The 17,799-nt window shown below is 72.4% G+C and carries 19 protein-coding genes; 8 read left to right on the top strand and 11 right to left on the bottom strand.

What is annotated here, in order from left to right; all coding sequences use genetic code 11:
* Window positions 1-18: 18 nt before the first annotated feature.
* A complete protein-coding gene (locus tag ACZ562_RS33715; RefSeq protein ID WP_471187226.1) occupies window positions 19-1,317 on the bottom strand; it encodes an ABC transporter substrate-binding protein in 1,299 nt (432 codons plus the stop codon).
* Window positions 1,286-1,861, bottom strand: a complete 576-nt coding sequence (locus ACZ562_RS33710) for an MTB12 C-terminal domain-containing protein (RefSeq protein WP_471187327.1) — start codon at window positions 1,859-1,861, stop codon at window positions 1,286-1,288. Before ACZ562_RS33710 ends, ACZ562_RS33715 begins: the two co-directional genes overlap by 32 nt.
* Window positions 1,862-1,992: 131 nt before the next feature.
* Between ACZ562_RS33710 and ACZ562_RS33705 the strand changes: the two genes are divergently transcribed.
* The 3 genes from ACZ562_RS33705 to ACZ562_RS33695 are packed head-to-tail and all read left to right on the top strand — an operon-like array spanning window position 1,993 to window position 5,848.
* Window positions 1,993-2,469 carry a hypothetical protein gene (locus ACZ562_RS33705; protein ID WP_471187223.1) on the top strand — a complete coding sequence of 159 codons (477 nt, stop codon included), beginning with the start codon at window positions 1,993-1,995 and terminating at the stop codon, window positions 2,467-2,469.
* The gene (locus ACZ562_RS33700) at window positions 2,469-5,141 is read left to right on the top strand and encodes an ABC transporter permease subunit (RefSeq protein ID WP_471187220.1); all 2,673 of its coding nucleotides are present in this window, start codon (window positions 2,469-2,471) and stop codon (window positions 5,139-5,141) included. The genes ACZ562_RS33705 and ACZ562_RS33700 overlap by 1 nt, the downstream gene beginning before the upstream one ends.
* Window positions 5,138-5,848 (top strand): ABC transporter ATP-binding protein, encoded by a 711-nt coding sequence (locus tag ACZ562_RS33695; protein ID WP_471187217.1) that lies wholly within the window; start codon window positions 5,138-5,140, stop codon window positions 5,846-5,848. The genes ACZ562_RS33700 and ACZ562_RS33695 overlap by 4 nt, the downstream gene beginning before the upstream one ends.
* A gap of 86 nt (window positions 5,849-5,934) precedes the next feature.
* Here the strand turns inward: ACZ562_RS33695 and ACZ562_RS33690 are convergent, their stop codons facing one another.
* The gene (locus ACZ562_RS33690; RefSeq protein ID WP_471187214.1) at window positions 5,935-6,588 is read right to left on the bottom strand and encodes a transglycosylase family protein; all 654 of its coding nucleotides are present in this window, start codon (window positions 6,586-6,588) and stop codon (window positions 5,935-5,937) included.
* Window positions 6,589-7,129: 541 nt separating this feature from the next.
* Between ACZ562_RS33690 and ACZ562_RS33685 the strand changes: the two genes are divergently transcribed.
* Window positions 7,130-7,912 carry a hypothetical protein gene (locus ACZ562_RS33685; protein WP_471187211.1) on the top strand — a complete coding sequence of 261 codons (783 nt, stop codon included), beginning with the start codon at window positions 7,130-7,132 and terminating at the stop codon, window positions 7,910-7,912.
* A 158-nt stretch (window positions 7,913-8,070) separates the two neighbouring features.
* On the top strand, window positions 8,071-8,463 hold the full coding sequence (locus ACZ562_RS33680) for a hypothetical protein (protein WP_471187208.1): 393 nt from the start codon (window positions 8,071-8,073) through the stop codon (window positions 8,461-8,463).
* 39 nt (window positions 8,464-8,502) lie between these two features.
* On the opposite strand, the gene der is transcribed toward ACZ562_RS33680, so the two are convergent.
* The 5 genes from der to aroH form a co-directional block, all read right to left on the bottom strand.
* Entirely contained in the window at window positions 8,503-9,984 is a 1,482-nt protein-coding gene (gene der, locus ACZ562_RS33675) for a ribosome biogenesis GTPase Der (protein ID WP_471187205.1), read from the bottom strand.
* 82 nt (window positions 9,985-10,066) lie between these two features.
* Entirely contained in the window at window positions 10,067-10,714 is a 648-nt protein-coding gene (locus tag ACZ562_RS33670; RefSeq protein WP_471187202.1) for a lysophospholipid acyltransferase family protein, read from the bottom strand.
* A complete protein-coding gene (cmk, locus tag ACZ562_RS33665) occupies window positions 10,711-11,391 on the bottom strand; it encodes a (d)CMP kinase (RefSeq protein WP_471187199.1) in 681 nt (226 codons plus the stop codon). The genes ACZ562_RS33670 and cmk overlap by 4 nt, the downstream gene beginning before the upstream one ends.
* Before the next feature lie 120 nt (window positions 11,392-11,511).
* Window positions 11,512-12,597 carry a prephenate dehydrogenase gene (locus ACZ562_RS33660; RefSeq protein ID WP_471187196.1) on the bottom strand — a complete coding sequence of 362 codons (1,086 nt, stop codon included), beginning with the start codon at window positions 12,595-12,597 and terminating at the stop codon, window positions 11,512-11,514.
* The gene (gene aroH / locus ACZ562_RS33655; protein WP_471187193.1) at window positions 12,594-12,962 is read right to left on the bottom strand and encodes a chorismate mutase; all 369 of its coding nucleotides are present in this window, start codon (window positions 12,960-12,962) and stop codon (window positions 12,594-12,596) included. The genes ACZ562_RS33660 and aroH overlap by 4 nt, the downstream gene beginning before the upstream one ends.
* Before the next feature lie 238 nt (window positions 12,963-13,200).
* On the opposite strand from aroH, the gene ACZ562_RS33650 reads away from it, so the two are divergent.
* Genes ACZ562_RS33650 through ACZ562_RS33640 form a run of 3 tightly spaced genes read left to right on the top strand, consistent with a single transcriptional unit; the run spans window position 13,201 to window position 14,893 of the window.
* Window positions 13,201-13,881 (top strand): hypothetical protein, encoded by a 681-nt coding sequence (locus ACZ562_RS33650; protein WP_471187191.1) that lies wholly within the window; start codon window positions 13,201-13,203, stop codon window positions 13,879-13,881.
* A gap of 17 nt (window positions 13,882-13,898) precedes the next feature.
* Window positions 13,899-14,483 (top strand): DUF6529 family protein, encoded by a 585-nt coding sequence (locus ACZ562_RS33645; protein WP_471187188.1) that lies wholly within the window; start codon window positions 13,899-13,901, stop codon window positions 14,481-14,483.
* A complete protein-coding gene (locus ACZ562_RS33640) occupies window positions 14,480-14,893 on the top strand; it encodes a Rieske (2Fe-2S) protein (RefSeq protein ID WP_471187185.1) in 414 nt (137 codons plus the stop codon). The genes ACZ562_RS33645 and ACZ562_RS33640 overlap by 4 nt, the downstream gene beginning before the upstream one ends.
* Before the next feature lie 14 nt (window positions 14,894-14,907).
* Here ACZ562_RS33640 and ACZ562_RS33635 read toward each other — a convergent pair whose 3' ends face one another.
* The 3 genes from ACZ562_RS33635 to ACZ562_RS33625 form a co-directional block, all read right to left on the bottom strand.
* Window positions 14,908-15,930 carry an ADP-ribosylglycohydrolase family protein gene (locus tag ACZ562_RS33635; RefSeq protein WP_471187182.1) on the bottom strand — a complete coding sequence of 341 codons (1,023 nt, stop codon included), beginning with the start codon at window positions 15,928-15,930 and terminating at the stop codon, window positions 14,908-14,910.
* A complete protein-coding gene (locus tag ACZ562_RS33630) occupies window positions 15,927-16,646 on the bottom strand; it encodes an NUDIX hydrolase (RefSeq protein ID WP_471187179.1) in 720 nt (239 codons plus the stop codon). Before ACZ562_RS33630 ends, ACZ562_RS33635 begins: the two co-directional genes overlap by 4 nt.
* Before the next feature lie 73 nt (window positions 16,647-16,719).
* Complete coding sequence (locus tag ACZ562_RS33625; protein ID WP_471187176.1) at window positions 16,720-17,793, bottom strand: pseudouridine synthase; 1,074 nt, start codon at window positions 17,791-17,793, stop codon at window positions 16,720-16,722.
* Window positions 17,794-17,799: the final 6 nt, after the last annotated feature.

Below are 17,799 nucleotides of genomic sequence, written 5' to 3'. Positions count from 1 at the left end.
TGCGCGTCTTGTCGCCTGTCACGGCTGGTACGGCAGCTGCGGCACGTCGAAACACGTGGTGTTCATGTCTCCTTGGGACACCCAGCCCCTGCCGTCCTCCCAGCGGGCCACCGAAAGACAGGTCCTGCGGGTCTTCGGCGGCTCGGCCAGCCGCTCGAACGCGACCGGCAGCAGCAGCCCGCCCGCGGTGTAGTCCTCGCTGCGGTTCATGTGGTCGTCCACGCACGCGCGCGTGATGCCCGGTTCCGCGCAGGCCTTCGCCGCGTCCGTGAACCACCTCGCCGCCGCCCAGCCCTCCAGCTGCCACTGGGAGTGCGTCTTCAGTCCCTTGGTGGCGTCCCGGAACTCCCGTACGGCCTGGTGGTCCGTGTCCTCGTAGTCGCGGCTGGATCCGGTAGCCCAGAGCGCGTTGCGGCAGCGCGGGGAGTCCTTGTAGTCCTCGGGGACGGTGGACGTCCAGTTCTGCACGTTCGTGACCTTGGCGATGATCTTGGCCCCGACCTCGTCCATCGCCTTGCACAGCCGAGCGTTGCCGTGGGTGTCCAGGGCGTCGAAGACCAGGTCCGTGCCCTGCTGCTTCAGGTCGGCCGCGACGGCGCTGAAGTTGGGCAGCGCGAAGTCGACCTGCTCGGTGACGACCTCGTACCCCTCGGCCTTCAGGCCCCGCTCGACGAGCCGGGCGTAGGCGGCGGACGCCGCCTGGTTGTACGAGACGACGGCGGCCGTACGGGCGCCGTGCTCGCGCTTGAAGTAGCGGTAGACCTCCGTGCCGCCGTACAGCGTGCCGTCCCAGCCGGGTGTGCCGTCGCGGGGCGCGAGGCTGCCGTAGATGCCGTACAGGTGCGGGTACGTGTCGTAGGCGGCCCCGATGGGCTGCCCGCCGATGTCGGGCACGCGCGCGCGGGAGACACGGGAGGCACCCGCGTAGTCCAGGGCCGTGGTGGCGACCAGGGCGACGACCCGGTCCTCGTCGATCAGCCGGTGCACGCAGGTGTTGTTGCCGACGCCGCTGCCGCCGTCGTCGCACAGGCGCACCTCGACCCGGCGGCCGTCGATGCCCCCGCGCGCGTTGAGCCGGTCGAAGTAGGCCTGGGCGCCGTCGCGCGGGCCGGTGAAGGTGTTGCCGCCGACGGGGCTGGTGGCGCTGGTGATGATGCCGACGCGGAGGGGCGCACCGCTGCTCGGCGCGGGTGTGGCCGTGCGGCCCCCGTGCTCGAAGTCGCTCTCGGGCAGACGACTGCCGCAGGCCGTGCCCAGGAGGAGCAACAGCGCTGCGGTGGCGGTCTCAGCAGCCCGGCGCGGGCGACTGCGACCCATCGCCGCTCAGCTGGACCAGCGCGCACAGCGTGTTGACGGAGACCTTCCAGATGCCCGCCTGCTCGACCGCTGCTCCGGAGGCGTTCGGCAGGGCGGTGGCTCCGTTCAGGAGGAGCGTGTACGTCACGGTCGCCTCGGTCGGCTTGGTGAACTCGACCTTGATGACCTTCGCCTGTACCTGCCCGCCCCTCTTGTCACCGCTGAAGGCCTGGAGTACGGGGCCCATCTGCTCGCCGTTCTCCAGGACGGCCTGCTTGTCCTTCGTGGAGGTCTTCGGATCGAAGAACTTCTGCCAGTTCTGCCTGATCTCCCGCTCGGCCGCCGCCGGGTCGGCCGGCGCGGTGGCCGGCGCGCTGGTCGTCGTCTCCGGCGTCGGAGTGGGCGGCGTGCTCTCGCCCCCGCCGCCGTTGTCGTCGCTGCAGGCCGCGAGGGGCGGTGCGAGGAAGAGGACCAGGGCGGCCGCCACGGCCGTACCCCGTCCTGCCGCCCCGGGGCCGCGTCCCCGTCGTGCCATCCCCCGCCTGAGGTCGCTCCCGAGAACCATCTGGCTCACCACCGGGTGTCGGTCCGGGCCAAGCGCGCCCGGTGCTTTCAGGGTCAGCTTCCAGAAGGCATAGTGCAAGTCCATTGGCGGACTTGGAAGGTAGCCGGACACACCACGTGTGGGAGCCAGAGATGCGGACAGCCCGACTGCGGACCGTGCACCCCGTCCTGTGGGCCGGCTGGGCCGCGCTCGCCGCGGGCGCGGTGCTGTGCGTGATCGGCTGGTACGGCATCTCGGGCGAGCGCTACGCCGAGCGGCAGCTGCCCTACCTCGCGTCGTGCACGGTCCCCGGCGCCGCGCTGATCATCGCGGGGGCGGTGCTGCTGGCCCATGGCCGAGGCGCCGTCGCCACCGCGCGCATGGAGGAGCTGTACGGCCTCCTGGTGGCCGCGGGGCCCGCCGACACGGCGGAGCCCGGGCAGGCGGCCGCCGCGCCCCTGGCGGTCAGCGGGGACCTCCGGATGGTGCCCGGCGGCACCCTGTACCACCGCGCGGACTGCCCGCTGGTCTCCGGCAAGGCGGAAGCGGTACCGGTGGACGCGAAACTGGTGGCGAGCGGTGAGCTGGGCCCCTGCCCGATCTGCGAGCCCGATGAAGAAACCGACTGATGTCCTCGCTGACGTACGACCTCACCCTGGCCGGCCTGTCGGTCGGCAGCGCCGCCGCGCTGACCGGGATCGGCCTGATCGTGACGTACCGCTCGACGGGCGTGCTCAACTTCGCGCACGGGGCGATCGCGATGGTGTGCGCCTACGTGCTGCGGCAGTGCGTGGCCGAGTGGGGCTGGCCGCTGTGGGCGGGGGCCGCGCTGACGCTGCTGGTCCTGGCGCCGGGCCTCGGCATGCTGCTGGAACGGTTCGTCTTCCGTCCGCTCTCCGTCCTGGGCGGCGATCCGGCGCAGACGCTGGTCGCCTCGATCGGCGCGTTCGTGCTGCTCGTCGGCGGGGCCGCGCTGGTGTGGGGACAGGGCGCTCGGGACGACGCGCCGGAGCTGGTGTCGGCGGACCCGTGGGGCCAGCTGGCGGTGGTGCTGGTGCTGGCCGTGGGCGTCGGGGCCGTGATCCGCTGGACGCGTTTCGGACGGGAGCTGCGGGCCGTCGTCGACGACCGGCAGCTCGCCGTGCTCGGCGGCATCGACGCGGACCGGGTGGCCGCCGCGGGCTGGGCGTTCGGCTCGTTCACGGCGGGGCTGACGGGCGTGCTGCTGGCGCCTTACGTGCGGCTGGACCCGTACGGCCTGCCACTGCTCGTCATGGAGGTGGTCGCGGTCGCGGTGGCCGCGCGGATGCGCAGCCTGACCGTGGCCGTGGTGGTGGCGCTGGGCATCGGCGTCGCGCAGAGCCAGCTGACGCGGCTGCATCCGTCGGGCTGGGGCGAGCCGCTGCTGCAGGCGGTCGGCGCGAACCTCTTCGTGGTCGCCCTGCTGGTCGCGGCCCTCGTCCTGCCCGGAATCGGCACGCGTGACGCGCTGCCGCGCACGGCCACCGCGCGCGTGCCCACCCCGCCGGGCGCCTGGATCGTGGCCGTGGTGCTCTTCCTGCTGCCCCTCGGCTTCGCGGGCTCGGACCTGCACACGTCGGTCCAGGTGCCCGCCCTGGGAGTGGTGCTGCTGTCCCTGGTCGTGGTCACCGGCCGCGGTGGCCAGATCTCGCTCGGGCAGGCGGCGTACGCGGGTCTCGGCGCCCTTTTCACCGCACTGCTGGCGGCCGGACGCTTCCCGGGCCTGCCCCGGCTGCCCGAGCTCGCGGCGCTCGCGGTGGCGGTGGTCCTGGTCGCTCCCCTTGGCCTGCTCACCGGCTGGCCGGCGATCAGCCGCCACGGCCTGGCGCTGGCGCTGGCGACCTTCGCGGTGGGCGTCGGGGTGAGCCGGTTCGTCTTCGCACAGCCCTACGCCACGTCTGGGCTGACGCTGGGCCGCCCGGCGGGCTTCGACGGGGACCGCGCCTACTACGTCCTGGAACTGGTGGTGCTGGCGGGCGCCCTGCTGACAACGCGGATGCTGCGCCGGGGCCGTACCGGCCGGGCCCTGGCGGCCATGCGGGACCACGAGCCGGGGGCGTCGGCGGCCGGCGTCCAGGTGCCGTCGCTCAAGCTGCTCGCGTTCGTCTCGGGCGCGGCGCTGGCCGCGCTCGGCGGTGGACTGCTCGGCATGGGGCTGCGGGCCTTCGACCCCGCTGCGTACGACCCCGTCCGCGGTCTGCTGTGGTTCGCCGCGGTGGTCGTGCTGGGCGCCGACAGCACGCTGGGCGCGCTGGCCGCCGCGGCACTCCTGGTGGGCCTGGACGCGGGGGCGCGGGGCGGTGTCGCGGCGGCGCTGTTCGGCGTGCTGGCAGTGCTCGTCGGCCGCTTTCCCGGGGGGCCCTACGAGGCACTGCGGGCGGCGGCGGAGAGACTGCGGCTGCGCCGGCGCCCGACACTCACGGCGCTCGGGGCCCGGGTGCGCGGGAGGCTGCGGCCGGTGCCGGAACCGGGGGCCGCGCCCAGGTCCGCGGTGGGCGCGACGGCGGCCGGTGCCGGGCCCCGCACCGCCGCACCGCCGCCACGGCCCCTGCCGGACACCGCTCGCCCGGCGTTCCCCGCCTCCCCCGGCCTCTCCGCCCGCGGCCTGCGCGCCCGCTACGGCGGCTTCACCGCACTCGACGGTGTCGACCTCGACGTCCCGGCCAGCCGGGTCACCGCGATCGTCGGCCCCAACGGCGCCGGAAAGAGCACCCTGTTCCACTGCCTGGCCGGGACGCTGCGTCCCGCTCGCGGGTCGGTCCGTCTCGGCGGCCGGGACATCACGCGCCTCGCCGCCCATGCCCGCACCCGGCTGGGCATCGCCCGCACCTTCCAGCAACTGGCCGTCTTCCCGTCGTTGACCGTGACCGAGAACGTTCGCGTCGGCGCCGAGCAGGGGCGTGTCACCGATCCGGGCGCGGTGGAGCGCGCCCTCAGACTGCTCGGGCTCGACGGGCCGGTCCGGGCACTGCCGGCGGCCGGCCTGCCCACCGGCACACTGCGCCGTGTCGAGCTGGCCCGGGCCCTTGCGGGCAGCCCGCGGGTACTGCTGCTCGACGAGCCGGCCGCCGGCCTCGACACGGCCGAAGTCGCCGCGCTGGCCCGGGTGCTGGGAGCTCTGGCCGCCGACGGCACCGCTCTCCTCGTCGTCGAGCACGACCTCGACCTGGTCGCCGGCCTCGCCGACGTCGTGCACGTCATGACCGCGGGCCGCGTCGTCGCGTCCGGTCCGCCCGACCGTGTCCTCGACGCCCTGGGCGAACGGGAGACGACCGCATGACCATCTCCCTGCGCCACGCGCGCGTGCGCTACGGCCCGCTGGAAGCCCTGCACGGCGTCACACTCGCCGCGCCCGGCCCCGGCCTGACCGTCCTGCTGGGCCGTAACGGCAGCGGCCGTACGACCGTCCTGCGTGCCCTGGCCGGAACCGTGCCGCTGTCCGGCGGGGCGGTGGTGTGGGACGGCGCCGACGTGACCCGGGTGCCCGCCTACGAGCGCGCTCGCCGCGGGCTGTGCCTGGTCCCCGAGCGGCAGGCGGTGTTCGGGTCCCTCACCGTGCGGGAGAACCTGGAACTGGCGGCCACGGAACCGGAGCCCGCCCTCGACGCCTATCCGCAGCTGGGCCCTTTGCTCGCCCGTCGGGCCGGCACGCTCTCCGGCGGCGAGCAGCGCATGCTCGCCCTCTCCCGCGCCCTGCTGGCACGCGCGCGCGTGGTGCTCGTCGACGAACCCGCGCAGGGCATGTCTCCGGCCGTCGCGGCCCGCACGTACGAGCTGCTCCGCTCGCTCGACGCGTGCGTGGTGGTCGCCGAGCAGCGGCTGCCGGCCGCGCTGCGCGGCCGGCCGGCACTGGTGTACGAACTGCGGCGCGGCGCCGTCGTGTTCGGCGGAGAGGCGGCCGAGCGGGAGCGGCGGGCAGCGGGGGGCCGGACACGGCACGGGCCGGACGCTCCCGGATCCCCGCGCGGGCCGGGCCCTTCGGGATGACCGGGCCACCGGTTGACGGCTCGCGCTGCCGAGGGCCCCACCCGGCCGGCCGGGTGGGGCCCCGTACCCGGGACAGGGGGGAGCACTCAGAGTTCGAGGCGCTGCCCGGGCACGATCAGGTCGGGATCACCGCCGATGACGGCCTTGTTGACGGAGTAGAGCTGGTGCCAGGTGGTCCCGTGCCGGGCGGCGATCAGGCTCAGCGTGTCGCCCTGACGGACGGTGTAGTCGCCGCGGGACGCGCCGCGGTTCGAGTGGCTCGTCGAACGGGCCGGTGACTTCGAGGGGGCTGCCTTGGACGGGGCTGCCTTCGACGAGGACTTCGTCGTGGCCGAGCCGGCGGGGGCCGCCGGCGCGCTGCCGTAGGCCCCGGCCCGCGCCGAACAGGTCGGCCAGGCGCCCCACCCCTGGGCCCGCTGGACCTTGGTGGCCACGGCGATCTGCTGGGACTTGGAGGCCCGGTCGGCGGTCGGCGCGTAGGCCGTGCCGCCGTACGCGCGCCAGGTGCCTGCGGAGAACTGGAGTCCTCCGTAGTAGCCGTTTCCGGTGTTGATGTGCCAGTTGCCGCCGCTCTCGCACTGGGCGATGCGGTCCCACACTCCGCCGTCCGCCGCTGCGGCGTTGCCGGTCGCGGCCAGCAGTCCCAGAGGGGCGAGCAGTGCCGCCCCGGCGAGGACCGCCGTCGTACGAACCTGAGTCTTACGAGCGTTGTCGTGAGTGGTATCGGCACATTCGGACATGAAGTTCCCTCTCGAAGGACCCGGGGTCCCCCAAAACGGTGCGCCACGCCCGGCGTGTCGTACGCGGTCGTCGCGCTCCGTCCCGTCCGCCGGTGATGGTGCTGCGAGCTGGCTGGCTTGGTGCGGTCGGCGGACGTACCCGAGCGGTGCTCGTTGCACACGGCCGAGGAATCTAGGGAGCCCGGACGGCGGATATCAACCAACTGCTTGTCGTTCCAGGCCAGTTCGCCATTACCTCGGGTATCGGCGATTTCCGGCCACCCACTTCATTCGCCGATATCCTGATTTGTCGACCAGCCGCCCCGGCGATCTGTGACCCACTTCACCGATCCAACTTCTTTTGGTTTCCGAGGACTTGACTGGGAGTGCCGGATTCCGCACCCGGCGTGACCCTGTGCGGTGGATGGTTCGATTCCGTTCGCCCTGGAGCGTGACTCCGGCCACAGATCAGCCGTTGTCATCTTCATGAGCCCGGGACCCACGGGTTCACGGGCTGGGAGCCACCCGGCCCTGCCACGCACCACATCCCGAGGGAGCCCCCGTGCCGCGCATGCTCGACGTCAGCGACGAGGTACGCGCCGAGATCGGCGACGAAGAAGCCGACCGGCTGCTCGCCGGACACAACGCCCCCGGCAGTTACGACTGCACGTCCTGCCGCACCCCGGGCGACTCCGAACAGGAGCGCACCAGCACCGTCCTGTTCATCGGCGACGAGACGGCCGTCCTCGCCTTCGCCCACGCCACCTGCCTGCCCTCACAGGTCGTCCAGGTCACCGAGGAACAGCTCCAGGGAGCGGTGAAGTCCATCACCGGCGACTCCGTCGACCTGGAGCCCCACAAGGTCATGCCCGAGCAGGCCGTGCTCGGCGTGACCAGCGGACTCGTCCTGCTCGCGGGGGAACTGCACCCCGCCCTGGTCGTCGAGCCGACCGCCCCCGTCGTGCGCCCCGGATCGACCGGCCTCGGGGACGACTTCCTGCCGCTGCTCATCGAGCAGGGCTTCATGCCGCTGACCGTGATCGAGTCCGTGCCGCCCGTCCTGCACGGCTGGTCCGTCCTGCTCGCGATGGGCCAGCTCCACGCGGTGCTCCAGCCGGGCACGGGCGGCGGCTCACCGGTCGCCTGGTGGCAGGCGCACCAGCCACTCCAGGTCACCGAGAGCTGGCGGGCCGCCGCGAACAAGCACCAGCAGGTGCTGATGTTCGCCGCGCCGGTGGGATCCATCGGGCGTCAGCCCCGGGAGGACCTGCTGCGGGACGCGCTGGACAAGGCGGCGGCCAACGGGAAGCTGGTCGCTGCGGCGTTGCCGCTGGCGGGGGTCTGAGCGCGGACTCGCCGAGGGGCTGCGGGTTGTTCGGCGGCCGCGGGTCGTCTGTGGCCTGTCGCGCGCACGCGGCGGACCGGCATGCCGTCACCGCCCCGCGGCCCTTTTGGGGCGCTGTTCAGCCGCATCCCATGAGGCTTGGGGTCGTTTGGACATACGTGCACGCATACGACGTTCCCCGCCGCAATTCCTTCCATATCCCGTCCGCGCGACCGTCTCAGGACCACCAGGGCGGCCCATCGGCCACGCCGATCTACGACGCGCTCTACGCCGAGTACGTCGAGTCCTTCCGCTCGCTGCCGGGTGACCGCAGCGGCGAGGAGGATCTGGGCTTCACCGCCTTCGGGAACCTCCCGCACTCGTACGGCGGACACCGCCCGGGGTCGTTCAGCAGCTCGTACAGCGCCTACAGCGTGGGCGCGCACAGCACCCGCCACACCAGCGGGCAGCAGCCGGCATGGCAGCGCGTCGGGCAGATCGCGCAGCAGCAGGGCACCGGGATGCACCACGTCCCGGCGGCGCTGCCGCCAGGACCTCGCAGAGGTCTCTGAGAGCCGAGAAGGGCGGTCCCGACAGGGGCCGCCCTTCTGCTACTTCTTCTTGGCGCCGCGCTTCTCGCGCACCCGGACCGAGATATGGATCGGCGTCCCCTCGAAGCTGAACTCCTCACGCAGCCGGCGCTCGATGAAGCGCCGGTAGCCCGCCTCGATGAAGCCGGAGGCGAAGAGAACGAACCGCGGCGGCTTGGTGCCCGCCTGCGTGCCGAACAGGATGCGCGGCTGCTTGCCGCCGCGGATCGGGTGCGGATGGGCGGCGACGAGCTCGCCGAGGAAGGCGTTGAGGCGGCCGGTCGGGACGCGGGTCTCCCAGCCGGCCAGGGCGGTCTCGATCGCCGGGACCAGCTTCTCCATGTGCCGTCCGGTGCGCGCCGAGACGTTCACCCGCGGCGCCCACGCGACCTGGCCGAGCTCGGTCTCGATCTCCCGCTCCAGGTAGTAGCGGCGCTCCTCGTCAAGGGTGTCCCACTTGTTGAAGGCCAGGACGATCGCGCGGCCCGCTTCGACGGCCATGGTGACGATGCGCTGGTCCTGGACCGAGATGTTCTCGGAGGCGTCGATCAGGATGACGGCCAACTCCGCCTTCTCGACGGCGGCCGCAGTGCGCAGCGAGGCGTAGTAGTCGGCGCCCTGCTGGAGGTGGACGCGCTTGCGGATACCCGCCGTGTCGACGAACTTCCAGGTGACGCCGCCCAGTTCGATCAGCTCGTCCACCGGGTCGCGGGTGGTGCCCGCCAACTCGTTGACGACGACTCGCTCCTCGCCCGCCACCTTGTTCAGCAGCGACGACTTGCCGACGTTCGGGCGGCCGATGAGGGCGATGCGGCGCGGACCGCCGACCGCGGTGCCGAAGGTCTGCTCGGGCGCGTCCGGCAGCACGTCCAGGACGGCGTCCAGCATGTCGCCGGTGCCGCGGCCGTGCAGCGCGGAGACCGGGTGCGGTTCACCGAGCCCCAGGGACCACAGGTACGCCGCGTCGGCCTCGCCGCTCGGGCCGTCCACCTTGTTGGCGCACAGGACCACGGGCTTGCCGGCCTTGCGCAGCAGCCGTACGACCGCCTCGTCGGTGTCGGTGGCGCCGACCTTGGCGTCGACGACGAACACGACGGCGTCGGCGGCCTCGATCGCGTACTCGGCCTGCGCGGCCACCGAGGCGTCGATACCGAGGACGTCCTGCTCCCACCCGCCGGTGTCGACGACCTTGAAGCGGCGGCCCGCCCACTCCGCCTCGTACGTCACGCGGTCACGGGTGACACCGGGCTTGTCCTCGACGACCGCCTCGCGGCGGCCGATGATGCGGTTCACCAGGGTCGACTTGCCGACATTCGGGCGGCCGACGACGGCGAGGACGGGCAGCGGTCCGTGGCCGGCCGCCTCGATGGCACCCTCGACGTCCTCGAGGTCGAAGCCCTCAACCGCGGCGAGCTCCATGAACTCCGCGTACTCGGCGTCGCCGAGCGCCCCGTGATCGTGCTCGTGCGCGGCCGAGCCGTCGGGCTGGATGTGGTCGTTCATGAAGTCCGTACCTCGTCGTAATCGTGGTGATCGGTGGATGACGGCCCGCTGTCCACGGGCTGATCCACTACTTGAGTGTCGCTCAGCGCCCGGTGAGACGCCTGGCGTTTTCCAGGTGCGCGGAGAGCTGCTTCTGGATGCGTTCGGTCGCCTCGTCCAGCGCCTTGCGTGTGCGCCGTCCGCTGCCGTCGCCCGCCTCGAACGGGTCGCCGAAGACCACGTCGACGCGGCTGCGCAGCGGAGGCAGCCCCTTTATCAACCGTCCCGGCCGGTCGGAACTTCCCAGCACGGCGACCGGGACGACGGGGGCACCGCTGCGTACGGCGAAGTACGCGAGCCCGGCGCGCAGCGAGGCGAAGTCGCCCTCGCCGCGGGTGCCCTCCGGGAAGATGCCGAGTACGCCGCCGTTCTCCAGCACGCCGAGCGCCCGGGTGATCGCCGTGCGGTCGGTGGAGTCTCGGTCGACCTTCAGCTGGCCGATGCCGGTCAGGAACGGGTCGAGCGGCCCCACGAACACCTCCTTCTTGATCAGGAAGTGCGTCGGCCGGGGCGCCACGCCCATGACCATCGGGCCGTCGATGTTGTGGGAGTGGTTGACGGCGAAGATCACCGGGCCGGTCACGGGGACCCGCCAGGATCCCAGCACGCGCGGCTTCCACAGCCCGTACATCAGGCCGACGCCGATGCGCCGCCCGACCTCGGCTCCCCTCACCGACGGCAGCTCGGTCACTTCGCGGCCGCCCGCTTCTCCTCGACGAGGGTGACGACGCACTCTATGACCTGCGCGAGCGTGAGGTCGGTGGTGTCCACCTCGACCGCGTCGTCCGCCTTGGCGAGCGGCGAGGTCTTGCGGCTGGAGTCGGCCGCGTCCCGCTTGATCAGGGCCTCGCGGGTGGAGTGCACGTCGGCGCCCTTCAGCTCACCGCTGCGGCGGGCGGCACGCGCCTCCGGGGAGGCGGTGAGGAAGATCTTCAGGTCGGCGTCGGGCAGCACGGTCGTCCCGATGTCACGGCCCTCGACGACGATGCCCTTCTCGGCGGAGGAGGCCAGCGAGCGCTGCAGCTCCGTGATCCGGGCGCGCACCTCGGGCACCGCGCTGACCGCGCTGACCTTGGAGGTGACCTCCTGGGTGCGGATCGGGGCGGCCACGTCGGTGCCGTCGACCGTGATCGTCGGGTTCCCGGGATCGGTGCCCGAGACGATCTCCGGCTTGCCGGCCACGGCGGCGATCGCGGTCGGGTCGTCGATGTCGATCCCGTTGTTCACCATCCACCACGTGATGGCCCGGTACTGGGCGCCGGTGTCCAGGTAGCTCAGGCCGAGGTGCGCGGCCACGGCCTTCGACGTGCTCGACTTGCCTGTGCCGGAGGGGCCGTCGATGGCGACAATCACTGCGGCGCGTTCCACGTGGAGGCACCTTCCTGGTCCGGGGTGGTGGGTGGGGGCGGATGACGCCCTCGACAAGGTTACTGGGTACACGTCACTCGTCCGGCCGCCCGGGGGTTGCGGCCCCGGGCCATGCGCGCTCTACTGCCGGATCGCCCAGCCCCGCTCCCGCAGCGCCGCCGTGAGGACCGGCGCCGCCTTGGGCTCCACCACCAGCTGCACCAGGCCCGCCTGCTGCCCGGTGGCGTGCTCGATGCGTACGTCCTCGATGTTGACGCCGGCCATCCCCGCGTCCGCGAAGATGCGGGCCAGCTGGCCCGGCTGGTCGTCGATGAGGACGGCGACGATGTCGTAGGCCCGCGGAGCGGACCCGTGCTTGCCGGGGACGCGGACCTGGCCCGCGTTGCCGCGGCGCAGTACGGCCTCGATGCCGGTGACGCCGTCCCGGCGCTTGGCCTCGTCGGAGGACTGCAGGGCCCGCAGCGCCTGGACCGCCTCGTCGAGGTCCGCGGACACGTCCGCGAGGAGGTCGGCGACCGGCCCGGGATTGGCGGAGAGGATGTCGATCCACATCCGGGGGTCGGACGCGGCGATCCGGGTCACGTCCCGGATGCCCTGCCCGCACAGCCGTACCGCGGCCTCCTCGGCATGCTCCAGACGCGCGGCGACCATGCTGGAGACCAGGTGGGGCATGTGCGAGACCAGGGCGACGGCGCGGTCGTGGGCGTCGGCGTCCATGACGACCGGCACGGCACGGCAGTGCGAGACCAGCTCCAGGGCGAGGTTCAGCACCTCGGTGTCGGTGTCCCGGGTCGGCGTCAGCACCCAGGGACGGCCTTCGAACAGGTCGCCGGTGGCCGCCAGGGGACCGGACTTCTCGCGGCCGGACATGGGGTGCGTGCCGATGTAGAGCGACAGGTCCAGTCCCAGCGCCTCCAGCTCGCGGCGCGGGCCGCCCTTGACGCTGGCCACGTCGAGGTAGCCGCGCGCCACACCGCGGCGCATGGCGTCGGCGAGGACCGCGGCCACATGGGCGGGCGGGGCGGCGATGATCGCGAGGTCGACGGGCCCTTCGGGCGCCTCGTCCGTACCGGCGCCGAGCGCGGCCGCCGTACGGGCCTGCTCGGGGTCGTGGTCGGCGAGATGGACGACGACCCCCCGCTGGGCCAGGGCCAGGGCCGCGGACGTACCGATGAGCCCGGTTCCGATGACGAGTGCGGTCCTCATTGGGCGATGTCCTTGCGCAGGGCGCCCGCGGGGCCGAGGTAGACGTGGGCGATGTCGGCGCGCGGCCGGTCGGACTCGATGTGGGCGAGGACCCGGACGACGCGGGGCATGGCCCCCTTGATGTCCAGCTCCTGGGCGCAGATCAGCGGTACGTCAGCGAAGCCGATGCCGAGCTTGCGGGCCGCGGCCGCGGGGAAGTCGCTGTGCAGGTCGGGCGTGGCCGTGAACCAGATGCTGATCAGGTCGTCCGCGGTCAGGCCGTTCCGCTCCAGGATGGCGGTGAGCAGGGCCCCGACCTGTTCGTCCATGTGACCGGCCTCGTCCCGCTCCAGTTGGACGGCCCCCCGGACCGCTCTTACCGCCACGGCGCTGCTCCTTGCTGACGTACGGCTTCTTGGCACATCCAGCCTAGTCAGCCCGCGTCGGTCGGGTGTGCCGCGCCCGCCCGCTGAGACGACGGGAGGGGACGAGCGAGCGTGCCGCCGATGTCACCCGAATCGCCCTATTCCACTACTCGGGGTGAGAACACCCCCGTGCGCCTCTGGACGCGGGGGCCGCCGGTCCGCTCTGATGGCAGGACACTCGCCTCGGGGGAGGCCCGTCATGAAGCGTTCCGGACCGCTGTTCACCCTTCTCGCGGGACTGCTGCTCGGCCTGTTCATGCTGTCGCTCAACGCGACGACAGGCACGAAGACGGCGTCCTCCACCTACCAGGACGAGCCGTCGCCGAGCCCGGCACCCAAGAAGACCGTCAGCACTCCCACTCCCACTCCCGCGCCCACACCCACGCCCGCACCCACTCCGCCGAGGACGGCGATCCCGGACGCCGACTACGCCGGCCGCACCGACGACGACTCCTCCGCGGTCGCCGTCACCATGCGGGACGGCAAGGCGATCGCGTACTTCTGCGACGGCCGCGACAAGGAGTCGTGGCTGAAGGGCGACGTGCGGGACGACGGCAGTATGCGGCTGACCGGCAAGAACGGCGCCCGGCTGAACGGCGCACTCGAGGCCGGCAAGCGGATCCGCGGCACCGTCGACATCGGGGGCGGGCACTACGCCTTCACCGCCGACAGGGCGAAGAAGCCGTCGGGGCTGTACCGGGCGACCGCCACCGTGAGAGAGGCGAAGATCGACGGCGGCTGGATCGTCCTGAAGGACGGCACGCAGGTCGGCATCCTCACCCGGGACGGAGAGCCCTCGTCCGCACCGAGGATCGACCCGGAGACCGGCGCGGTGACGGTCGACGGACAGCAGCTCACGGCACGTCCCGTCACCCCTTGACCCATCGGGAGCCGCTCATGACCGTCGACCCGAACTCCGCCACCCAGGGCTTCCCCTCCCCGCCCCCCGCCCGTGGCGGTCCGCACCCCGCCCGCTATCTGGTCCCGGCGCTCGTGGCCGCCGCGGTCGCCGTCGGACTCGGCGTGTACGGGAAGGTCCACGACCCCGCGGGCACCGCCTTCAACCTCGCCGGTTTCAGCAGCACGGGAGCGGTGAAGTCGTGGCTGGCGACGACCGCGCTCTTCTTCGCGCTGGTGCAGCTGGTGTCCGCGCTGATGCTGTACGGGAAGCTGCCTGGCCCCCGCTGGGCGTCGACGCTGCATCGCTGGTCGGGCCGGGTGGCGTTCCTCGTGGCCGTGCCGGTGGCGGTGCACTGTCTGTACGCTCTGGGCTATCAGACGTATGAATCGCGCGTTTTGTGGCACTCCCTCCTGGGTTGCTTCTTCTTCGGCGCGTTCAGTGCCAAGATGCTGCTGCTCCGCTGGGAGCGCCTGCCCGGCTGGCTGCTGCCGCTCATCGGCGGGCTGGTCTTCACCACGCTCACCCTCATCTGGCTGACCTCCGCCCTCTGGTTCTTCCGCACGTTCGGAGTGACGACATGACCGACCGCCCGACGCGACGCACGATCCTTCTAGCGGCGGGCGCGGCGGCGCTGGCCGCGGGCTGCAGCGAGTACGGCGACAACAACGACGGCGGCGGCGACAGCTCGGCGAACGCCGCCGCCGGCCAGAAGCTGGCCGGGACGGCCGACATCCCGGTCGGCGGGGGCAAGATCTTCGCGGCCGAGAAGGTCGTCGTCACCCAGCCGACCGAGGGTGAGTTCAAGGCCTTCTCGAACATCTGCACCCATCAGGACTGCCCGGTGGCGAACGTCTCGGACGGCACCATCAACTGCACCTGCCACGGCAGCAAGTTCAGCATCACGGACGGCTCGGTGGAACACCCCCCGGCGACCCGGCCGCTGCCCGAGAAGAAGATCACCGTGCAGGGCGATTCGATCGAACTGGCCTGACCGGCGCCCGCCCGTCAGGCGTCCCAGAGCGCGCCGAGCGTCACCAGCTCGCCCCGGTACTCGATGCGGTCCGCCCACTCGGCCGGCCATGCCTGAGCACCCAGGTGCGCGCCCGCGAAGGCGCCCGCCAGACAGGCGATCGAGTCCGAGTCGCCGGAGGTGCAGGCGGCGCGGCGCAGGACGGTCAGCGGCTCGTCCGCGAAGAGCAGGAAGCACAGCAGGCCGGTCGCCAGGGCCTCCTCGGCGATCCAGCCCGCCCCGGTGGCCAGGCACGGGTCGGTCTCCGGCGAGACGCCGCGCACGGCGTCCTGCAGCAGGCCAAGGATCTCCAGGCACTCGTCCCAGCCGCGCGCGATGAAGTGCTCGGGCGTGGGGTCCTGGCTGCGGGTCCACAGGTCGCCGAGCCAGCGGTGGTGGTAGCTGGTGCGGTTCTCGCCGGCGTACGAGCGCAGCAGTTCGATGAGTGCGGCCGGTTCGGCGCCCTGCGCCAGGAGGCGTACGGCGTGGGCGGTGAGGTCGGACGCGGCCAGCGCCGTCGGATGCCCGTGGGTGAGCGCGGACTGCAACTGGGCGGCACCCGCCCGCTGTTCGTCGCTCAGCCCGGGCACCAGCCCGAGGGGCGCGACGCGCATGTTGGCACCGCACCCCTTGGAGTCGATTTGGCTGGCTTCCTGCCACGGGCGGTCCGGACGTTCCAGCAGATCGCAGGCCGTCAGGCAGGTGTTGCCCGGGGCACGGTTGTTCTCAGGGGAGCGATTCCAGGCAATGAACTCCTGCCGTACGGACTCGGCCAACTCACGCGGCCCGAGCAATCCCCGGTCCATGGCGGATCGCAGCCCCCGGCCCAGCGCCAGCGTCATCTGCGTGTCGTCGGTGACGATCGCCGGGGTCGGCAGCTCCATCTCCCGCCACGGTCCGCACTTGGCGAGGATCGACGGCACGTCGTTGAACTCGGTCGGGAAGCCGAGCGCGTCCCCGAGGGCGAGGCCCAGCAGGGAGCCGGTGGCGGCGTGCTTGGTGAGGGTCGTGGAGGTCATACGGGGGGTCCTTTCCGGGGCGGCCTGAGCAGGGGCGGGTGCAGGCTTGTGGCGGTGCCCGCGCGGTACAGCGCGGCCGGTTTGCCGCGGCCGCCGGTCAGCCGGGCGGCACCCGGGACCTGTTCGACGAAGCCGGGTGAGGCGAGCACTTTGCGCCGGAAATTGGGCCGGTCGAGGCCGGTGCCCCACACGGTCTCGTAGACCTGCTGCAGCTCGCCGAGGGTGAACTCGGGCGGGCAGAAGGCGGTGGCGAGGCAGGTGTACTCGAGCTTCGCGCCGACGCGGTCGTGGGCGTCGGCCAGGATCCGGTCGTGGTCGAAGGCGAGCGGCCCGGCCGAGTCGTACGGCAGCCAGCGGGCCTGTGCCGCGTCGCTGCCCGCCTGCGGTTCGGGCGGGTCCGGCAGCAGCGCGGCGAACGCGACCGAGACGACTCTCATCCGGGGGTCGCGGTCGGGCTCGCTGTAGGTGCGCAACTGCTCCAGATGCAGCCCGGAGACGTCCGACAGGCCTGTCTCCTCGGCCAGTTCGCGCCGGGCCGCCGTCTCGGCGGACTCGTCCGGCTGCACGAACCCTCCGGGCAGCGCCCAGTGGCCCGCGTACGGTTCCTGGCCGCGCTCGACCAGCAGCACGTGCAGCGCGCCCGCGCGCAGGGTGAGGACGGCGAGGTCGACGGTGACCGCGAAGGGTTCGTAGGCGTACTTGTCGTAGCCCTGCATGCCACCACCCCCTTTTATAGTCGCCTCGACTATAAAAGGGGGTGGTGGCCCGTCACAAGCCTTCGGATGCCGCTTAGAGGTCGACTTCCTTCATCAGCATGCCGACCTCGGTGTTGGACAGGCGGCGCAGCCAGCCCGACTTCTGGTCGCCCAGAGTGATCGGCCCGAAGGCGGTGCGCACCAGCTTCTCGACCGGGAAGCCGGCCTCGGCCAGCATGCGGCGCACGATGTGCTTGCGGCCCTCGTGCAGGGTCACTTCGACCAGGTAGTTCTTGCCCGTCTGCTCGACGACCCGGAAGTGGTCCGCGCGCGCGTAACCGTCCTCCAGCTGGATGCCGTCCTTGAGGCGCTTGCCCAGGTCGCGCGGGATCGGGCCCACGATGGCGGCGAGGTAGGTCTTCTTCACGCCGTACTTGGGGTGGGTCAGCCGGTGCGCCAGCTCGCCGTGGTTGGTGAGCAGGATGACGCCCTCGGTCTCGGTGTCGAGCCGGCCGACGTGAAAGAGGCGCGTCTCGCGGTTGGTGACGTAGTCACCGAGGCACTGACGGCCCTCCGGGTCCTCCATCGTCGAGACGACACCGGCGGGCTTGTTCAGCGAGAAGAACTGGTACGACTGCGTCGCCACCGTCAGGCCGTCGACCTTGACCTCGTCGTTCTCCGGGTCGACCCGCTTGCCCTGCTCCAGGACGATCTCGCCGTTGACCTCGACCCTGGCCTGCTCGATCAGCTCCTCGCAGGCACGCCGGGAGCCGTAGCCCGCGCGCGCGAGGACCTTCTGCAGCCGCTCGCCCTCCTGCTCGGCGCCCGGGAAGGTCTTGGGCAGCTTGATGTCCTTCTTGCCGGCGTACCGCTCGCGGTTCCGCTCCTCGGCCCGGGCGTCGTACTCGCGGGAGCTCGCCGGGGCCGAGCGGCCGCGCCCGGTGCCCTGGCCCTGCTTGGGCCCGCCCTTGGCGCCACCGCGCGCGGAGGAACCGCGTCCGGACTTGGGGCCGTCCTGCGTGGCGCCGGGGCCCACGTCGTAGCGGCGCTCCTCGGGGCGGGGCTTGCGGGGGCGGCCCTGGTCCTGCCCCTGCTTCTGGTCCCTGCTGTTGCCGGCACCGCGGTAGTTACCGCGCCCGCCACTCTTGCCGCTGCCGCTGCTTCGCATCAAAGT

It is taken from the genome of Streptomyces sp. NPDC040410, from assembly GCF_055595715.1.
The sequence above is the reverse complement of the archived record's forward strand: the minus strand, read 5'-3'. Positions and strand labels throughout refer to the sequence as shown.